We start from the raw sequence: 7355 nt of genomic DNA on the forward strand, positions 1-7355 counted from the left end.
ACTACCTTTTTTTTAACTTTAATTTCAATATAAATGATATTAATTTATTCTTTACTATAATTCTTTCTGAATTATTTAAACCTATAAAATAAGAATAAAAAACTAAAGAAATAGAACTCGTAAAACCTGTAAGTAATAATCGAAGAAAACTAGTCTCAATATTAGTAATTATAAATAAAGGGACAATTAAAGATAACCCCAAAATGACAATACCAAGTATCACTACTTTCCATAAATAAAGTTTTACGGAAAGGCTCAATAAAATCCGAAGAAAGAACAATCTGATTAATAATGCCACAAAAGATATAAATATAGACACTATTATTGTTATTTCCGGACTAAAACCCAACTTCAAGAATAAGTAAGAGATAGGTAAACACATTAGGAATAACATTCCTATCACTAGTTGATATTTTTTCACCTTGCCCGTAGCTAAAGCTCCATACACTAATGTTCCTGACAATGCATCAACAAGAATATTAACAATCATCAGTTGACAAAATAAAACTGAATATTTTGGAGGGTTTTCTAGCCAAAGATGCAATATGTAGTCAGTTTCTAGCAGAAAAGGCAAGGATAGAAAGCAAAGAAGAATAAAAGAAAACTTTGAACTTTGCATAATAAGGAGCCTTGTATATTCTAAATTATTGGCTGCATATGATTTTACAATTTGAGGATTAACGGCTACAATAAAATTCTGCGTGAATGAATTAACTGCATTTCGAACCTGCACAGCTACTCCATTTGCTGCATTAATCAATGGTCCAAAAAATATGTTTAAAAGAATATTTACTCCTTGATTGCGAAGCATAAGGGAAAAATGAGCAATAAAGTTATAACATGCATAGGACAATATTGATTTACTTAATTTCACATCCCAACAGAACTCATATTTACAAGCTTTAAGGTATTTACGCACATAAAATACATAAAGAGCTCTAATAATTAGAGATATAGAAAATATCAAAGCGGCATATAATACAAGCTTATCAACATCAATCAAAGTTAATAAAAATACGCACAACAATTTAAGAGACACATCCAAGAGACTCATATATGCATACACATTCATTCTCTCAAAAGCAATAATAGCTGCATTATAGGGTACTTGGATAACTGATAACGCTAAACTCAAAACCGAAAATTGATAAACCCAAAATACAGCATCAGCTCTTTCGGCTGGAAAATTCATTTTTGAGTATAAAAACCAGAGCCCCAAAGTCTCTGATAACAAAATAATTATTAATGCAATAACAACATGGATTTGTATAGTTGTACTATATACCTTTGTCAAGGTTTTAAAATCCCCTTTCCCTATTTCAAATGATAAAAATCGTTGAGTAGCAGCAGCCATTGTACCATTTAAAAATGCCATCATTCCGACCATGCTACCTACAACATTATAGATTCCATAATCCTCAACCCCAAGAACTTTCAGTACAATTCTTGAAGTATAAAGACTTACAAGCATTGTAACAATCAAACGAAAATACAAGAACAATGTGTTCTTTGCTATTCGTTTATTGTTGGTCGATTTTTCTTTAGAATCTATATCACTCATCGCTTAATGACACATTTATTCTTTTCTCATGAACATATCCAGAATATCTCTCTTTACAACCCAGCACGAAGCAGCCATAACACCAAGAAAAACAAATGCTACAAAAATAATTTTCTTCTTAGGTCCTGATGGATACATTGGCTCAATAGCTGGTTGTATGATAGTAAAAACAGGTGTGTCGTCCTGTACTTTAATTTTATTTATTTGCACTTGCTGCGCCATCTGCGTATATACAGAGAATGCTAAAGTTTTTTCACTTTCTAGTTTATCTTGCTTTATTTTATATTGCGCTGAAGTAATATTCTTATTTCGATCAATAAAAGAAGCCAAGTCTTTCTGTATAGCATCGTACGTATCTTTAGCTTGAGCTAATAACTTTTCTGAATTTACCAAATCAGTATTAGCCTTTCTTGTTCGCTCTGCAATTACATATGATTGGAGATAAGACGTTAATGTATCTGCCAAAAAGGCAGATACTACTGGATTTTGTGATGTAACTTCAATACTTGTTATTCCAGTTTTCTTATCTGTAATTATAAGAAATGATTCTTTTATTTGTCCAATAACACCTCTATCTTCTTCAGTAATAAAATATTTACTCTGATCAACTATTGATGAAGTTTCCACGTCATTAGAACTAAAAAGCTTAGATAAAATTTTGGGTAAACCAAACACATAACTCCACCATGCAACTTCTTGTCCATCCTTCAAATAAACATAGAGTGTTGTATCTAGTTCACACTTTGGATCTTCAACTTTCACATTAAATAAACCTTTTAGAAATGAAGTAGAGCTCATAATACTTGGATATATATCAGGAGAGAAAATATCAGAAGAGCTCAATCCCCCAATACTTATCCCTGCTAATGAAGCTAAAGTATTCATATTTCCCGAAGCCGATTTATTTGAGTCTACAGTAAATACAATAGTACTAGTATAAGTTTTAGGAATACTAAAAGCAATAATCAAACCAATAACAGCCCCTATCAAAGTTACCTTAATAATGAATTTTTTATTATCCCATAACTTACGAGCTAACTCTAACAAATCTATTTCTTTTTCGTCCTTATTATCTGCCATAACTTATTTTGTTAGAGAGTTAATTAATAGAGCGATAACCGAAGCCATAGAGGTTACACTAGAGCCGATAGCAATGGTTTGTCCCAAAGACATCTTTTCTCTTTGTTCTTTTGTCGGAACAATAATTTCGCAGCCAGGTTTTATCAAATCTTTACTAGAACCTTTAGCCTTGGCTGTCATACCATTCATATATACTATATATGCACGCTTCTTCTGGGCATAATCACTATAACCTCCAGCTTTATCAATATAATATTTTAAAGGTTCTCCTTTCTTATATAAAACTGTGTTAGGATGCATTACTGCTCCATTGATCTTGATCGTATTCGTGAATTCCGGAACATATAACCTATCACCTTCTCTTAAAACAATATCATATTCTGATCTAGGTTTAGCAACAGCTTTATCTAGTTCGATTCCTACGGTGTATTCGAAGCTAGTGTCAAGAGACTCCATATCTACCGAATCTTTCATAGTACCTCTCGATATCATTTCGATATATTCTTTCTGACGAGCTTTCTCATCATCATTCATTTTTCTCACTAGGCGGGCACCTGCAGCATAAGATTTATTTGTTAACCCTCCAGCAGCTTTAATAATATCAGATACTCTTTGCTCTTTTTCAGTCAATGTATATCCTCCAGGGAATAAGACTTCGCCTATAACTGAGACATTACGTTGTTGCTGATAACCAGGACTTCTTCTAACATAAACTTGATCATATGGCTCCAAGATAAAATCTGATTTGCCGTCAGCAATAAGCCCATCTACTATAGAGAAAGAATAAGTCTCAGCAATGATAATCGCATCAGTTGTACTGCTTGGATCAATTATTCTTCGCGAAACATCAATTTTAGCAGTTGAAGCAGAGCTTAGCAAGCCTCCAGCTCTTACGATAAGGTCTTTTATCGTTGTATTTCCCGCAAAGCTATATTGACCTGGATTAGCAACCATCCCTGTAATCGTAAAATCACCTAAATCTTCATCTATTGTATTTGCCGCAATATACAAGACATCGTTTTTCTTCAACTGAGTATTTCCAGAAACAGTAGATTCTAAATTATTCAGATTCAAAGCTAAAGTTTCAAAAGTCAAATCATCTTTCTCACGAGTAAGAACAGCTCTATCAAGAAAAGCATCTTCTTTTAGCCCTCCGGCTTTCTTTATCAAATCAGCAACAGTCTTTATATCACCCCCTATTTCATAATATCCAGGAAATAAAACACTCCCTTGTATCTGAACTCTATTTTCATAACGATCTAACCCTTTTCTAACAGAAATATTATCCCCATCGGACAATGTGAACGATATCATTGTTTCAGGATTAAGTGTATACATTTGTCTGTACTTCCCTGTTTTTCTACTTAAACTGATATTATCGGTATTTGCTTCTCCTGTAAATCCACCTGCATAGTTGATCAAATCACTAACATGCTCGTCTTTTGTCATTTCATATATCATAGGGCGCTTAACCTCTCCTTCAATATTTACCCAAAGTTGATGAGCCGGAACAATAATAACATCACCATCAGAGAGTCTAATATCATCTGGAGTTTGCCCATGAAGAATAAAATCATAAATATCAACCGAAGCCACCTTCTTTCCCCCTCTGTACAAGTTAACAGTACGCAAAGAACCTATGTCGTTTATTCCTCCCGCTAAATATAGAGCATGAAACACAGAAGATAATGAGGATACAGTATAAGTACCGGGAGTAACAACTTCACCCATTACATTAACCTGTATACTGCGGATCTGACCTAATGTTAAGCTTATATATGAAGCTCCACCTTCCTCATCAACACCGGCGTATAAGTTTGAGAGTTTTCTACGAACAATTTCGTTTGCCTGCTCAATAGTCATTCCACTAAGAAAAACAGGTCCCAAACTTTCAATACTAATAGTGCCTTCAGGTGTAATTGTTCTTCTGATAGTAGTTTGTGATGCCCCCCAAATATCAATAACAACTTCATCTCCGGCTCCTAATTTATAATTAGCAGGCGTCGGGATATTCATTGTTGGAGCAAAAGTCAAATCTTTCTGACTAAACACATCCTTCCCAAACACTCTTCGGAGCGGTATATTTTCAAGACTAACACTCCTCTGAGTAGTTTCTCCTTCTTGTTCTTCTCTTAATACTGAGATAGAACTATCCACAGCAGAAGAAGCTCCTCTTGACTGATTTTGCTGTTGCTCTACCTGACTTTTGATTTTTAAAAGTTGAGCTTGAGTCACACCTCTTTGGAGTAATGCTTTCCCAATTGCATCTTGACTAGTTCCTTTTGCATGCTCTGTCTTTACATATTCGATCACCTGACTATCCGACATCTGCGCAGAAAGGCATAAAGGCATAATTAAAATTAGAAGGAAAAATATCTTTTTTATCATACTGTAGATATTGTGCTTTGAATTAACAGTTTACTGCTACATTTATTGCGACTCAATTATCGCGCCTGCAAAATTAAAGATTAATTACCAACCGACCAACATTTTACTTATAAACCTTTAAATTATTACATCCCTACATTACACACTAAAAGAGCATATGGCATATTCAATCAGCTGATTTGAGAATACATTATAATCCTCTACCTTTGTTTTTCCTCTTTCTGATTTCTTCCTCTCTTTGCTTTCCTTTGGCGAAACTTTCAGCATCATAATCTGTGCTGTGTTGCCCGAAAAATGAAGGAAATAAGGAAGTTATAAAATCCGAATCAGATTCAATCCTATTCTCTGTTACCATTGGAGGTCTATTTTTGCTCGTAGATATTTCATGGAATACGTTTACCGAAAACTCTTTACCCAATCGTGAGCCATTAAGAATCGTTTTGTTTTGATAATCAATAAAGCTAACACCATAGATTCGTCCTTCTTCATTCTGGCAAAATATCGGTTCTACGTTTTTCTCTTTCAACAGCAATTTGAACTCATCAATTGACCCTGATTGCTGCATCGCTTCAGTTAGTATGGGTTTGAGATATTATTTTGTTTTCCTATCTTGTATTTGTTGCCTTGACTTCATAAAGTGCTTTTCTAAAACTTCTATATTAATAGATTTACCAAAGAGAGAAGACTTAAAAGGAGTACCAATCTTTTCTTTTTTTCATTGTTACTGAATTATCTACTAGTGCAGAATACAAGTCCATGATAAGATTTTCCATTTTTTAAGGCTTTGACTTCTTCCACACTTACATTCATTTTTTCTAAAAGTGTTCGGAATTCTCCAACGGACTGAAATTTGTAGTTATTCAATATCGCTTTAACAATATTACCCACTTGTTGTTTTACATTCCCCTCTTTGTAATTGAGTGGTCTGCTCGAAATGCTATAGGTTTGCTGCTCCTGCTTGGTCGCCGGATGGAGATTAAAATCCTTTTCGATCTGTCTGCATACTTTCATCTAACGCATATTCTCAAAGTTAGAATCCAAATTCTTACCCGATTCATCTACTCTTATAGATAGAACGTGAAGATGGGCTCTATCTATATCCGTATGCTTAAATACTACATAAGGCTGATTGCCATAGTCCATATCTTCCATATAGCGGTCAGCTATGGCTTTATATTGTTCATCTGTGAGTATGTCTTTCGCTTTCCTCCCTGCCTTGTTTGGTTTCGGTAGTAGTTCGTTTATCTTCTCTAATGTAAGGTCTGGAAAACGGTCTTTAAAATACTTCTCCATATCATCTAAAAACCAAGCATGAGAATTAATATCTATTTGATGAAAATTATTTGTAAGTGTAATTTTTCCACCTTTGTTCTTGTATTTTTTAGACTCCAATATCATACGATACAAAGAGAGCATTTCTGGATAAATTTCGTTGTGAAGTGCTGATTGATATTCTAATCCTAATGCTTCAACTATGAATGAGTGATTAAAACTTCCACTTTTTTGAAGGAAATAAATATATGCCATGCAGTCAAGAGAGAGAGAGATACTTTGTAATTTTCCAATTGAGCGTCTTTGTCGTCAACATCTGCAAAATAATCTGGGAAAACATCTGCAACATCCTCACGAGGATAGAGTTTATCCGAAATAGGTATTGCCAAATTTGTATTGTAAAAAGTTTTTAGATAATCAACTGTTGGAATCCCATTTTCGATAGTTATATGATCTATAGTTTCAACCACAAGTTTAATTTCATCTAGAAACATATTTGATTCATAATCAAAATATTTTTCCATTAATGGTTCAGCAGCTTTTAAACGATTAGAACTGATGAAAAATATTTCTTCCAGATTCATAGTTTAAGTATTAGTTTGAGTAAATATAGGCAAAAAAATAACCGCTCCCAATTAAGAGAACGGCTAGGAATGGTTATAGTATTTATTCTAATTATATGTTAGAGATGTTTTTTCCAAAAATTTAGATTGTACTCATTTAAAGATAATATAACTTCCAAATCATTGTTATCCATTGAATCACTATCTAAATAATTATGACATTTATTACTGTTGAGATACATAGCTCTCGCTTTAATTCGAAAGTTTGCCCATTTTTCTTTTGTAACTCTCCATTCATAGACATTCGGTTCTATTTCTATTAGTCCATAATCATAATTATCACATTGCAATGTAATGTTTAATGAACGTGAGTTCGACATAAGATAAGTTCTTAATAACTAGCATAATAGAAGAAAGTTGATTAACTTTAAGTCTCTAACATTCAAAGTTTTAAATCAAAAAACATTCTATTATGCTAAGTCTTTGTGAAG

General features: G+C 33.4%; 7 protein-coding genes. All 7 read right to left on the minus strand.

Translation table 11 applies throughout. The features are described from left to right. Position 1: 1 nt before the first annotated feature. The 7 genes from C1A06_RS09080 to C1A06_RS09110 all read right to left on the minus strand — a co-directional run bounded on the left by C1A06_RS09080 (position 2) and on the right by C1A06_RS09110 (position 6885). The gene (locus C1A06_RS09080; protein ID WP_145996376.1) at positions 2 to 1561 is read right to left on the minus strand and encodes an MATE family efflux transporter; all 1560 of its coding nucleotides are present in this window, start codon (positions 1559 to 1561) and stop codon (positions 2 to 4) included. 15 nt (positions 1562 to 1576) lie between these two features. Next, positions 1577 to 2641 carry a Wzz/FepE/Etk N-terminal domain-containing protein gene (locus tag C1A06_RS09085; protein ID WP_101689941.1) on the minus strand — a complete coding sequence of 355 codons (1065 nt, stop codon included), beginning with the start codon at positions 2639 to 2641 and terminating at the stop codon, positions 1577 to 1579. 3 nt (positions 2642 to 2644) lie between these two features. Next, complete coding sequence (locus C1A06_RS09090) at positions 2645 to 5029, minus strand: SLBB domain-containing protein (protein WP_185116833.1); 2385 nt, start codon at positions 5027 to 5029, stop codon at positions 2645 to 2647. A 190-nt stretch (positions 5030 to 5219) separates the two neighbouring features. Continuing rightward, complete coding sequence (locus tag C1A06_RS09095; protein WP_101689942.1) at positions 5220 to 5594, minus strand: hypothetical protein; 375 nt, start codon at positions 5592 to 5594, stop codon at positions 5220 to 5222. A 164-nt stretch (positions 5595 to 5758) separates the two neighbouring features. After that, the gene (locus tag C1A06_RS09100) at positions 5759 to 6040 is read right to left on the minus strand and encodes a hypothetical protein (protein WP_101689943.1); all 282 of its coding nucleotides are present in this window, start codon (positions 6038 to 6040) and stop codon (positions 5759 to 5761) included. Beyond that, positions 6041 to 6556, minus strand: a complete 516-nt coding sequence (locus tag C1A06_RS15235; protein ID WP_245872035.1) for a relaxase/mobilization nuclease domain-containing protein — start codon at positions 6554 to 6556, stop codon at positions 6041 to 6043. Beyond that, entirely contained in the window at positions 6502 to 6885 is a 384-nt protein-coding gene (locus tag C1A06_RS09110) for a hypothetical protein (RefSeq protein ID WP_101689944.1), read from the minus strand. Before C1A06_RS09110 ends, C1A06_RS15235 begins: the two co-directional genes overlap by 55 nt. Between the last annotated feature and the right edge of the window lie 470 nt (positions 6886 to 7355).

This window comes from Dysgonomonas massiliensis (assembly GCF_900240225.1).
Classification (GTDB): domain Bacteria; phylum Bacteroidota; class Bacteroidia; order Bacteroidales; family Dysgonomonadaceae; genus Dysgonomonas; species Dysgonomonas massiliensis.

Coding starts and splice junctions, on each gene's coding strand:
- C1A06_RS09080 (WP_145996376.1), bottom strand. CDS start 1,561: ATGAGTGATATAGATTCTAAAGAAAAATCGACCAACAATAAACGAATA.
- C1A06_RS09085 (WP_101689941.1), bottom strand. CDS start 2,641: ATGGCAGATAATAAGGACGAAAAAGAAATAGATTTGTTAGAGTTAGCT.
- C1A06_RS09090 (WP_185116833.1), bottom strand. CDS start 5,029: ATGATAAAAAAGATATTTTTCCTTCTAATTTTAATTATGCCTTTATGC.
- C1A06_RS09095 (WP_101689942.1), bottom strand. CDS start 5,594: ATGCAGCAATCAGGGTCAATTGATGAGTTCAAATTGCTGTTGAAAGAG.
- C1A06_RS09100 (WP_101689943.1), bottom strand. CDS start 6,040: ATGAAAGTATGCAGACAGATCGAAAAGGATTTTAATCTCCATCCGGCG.
- C1A06_RS15235 (WP_245872035.1), bottom strand. CDS start 6,556: ATGGCATATATTTATTTCCTTCAAAAAAGTGGAAGTTTTAATCACTCA.
- C1A06_RS09110 (WP_101689944.1), bottom strand. CDS start 6,885: ATGAATCTGGAAGAAATATTTTTCATCAGTTCTAATCGTTTAAAAGCT.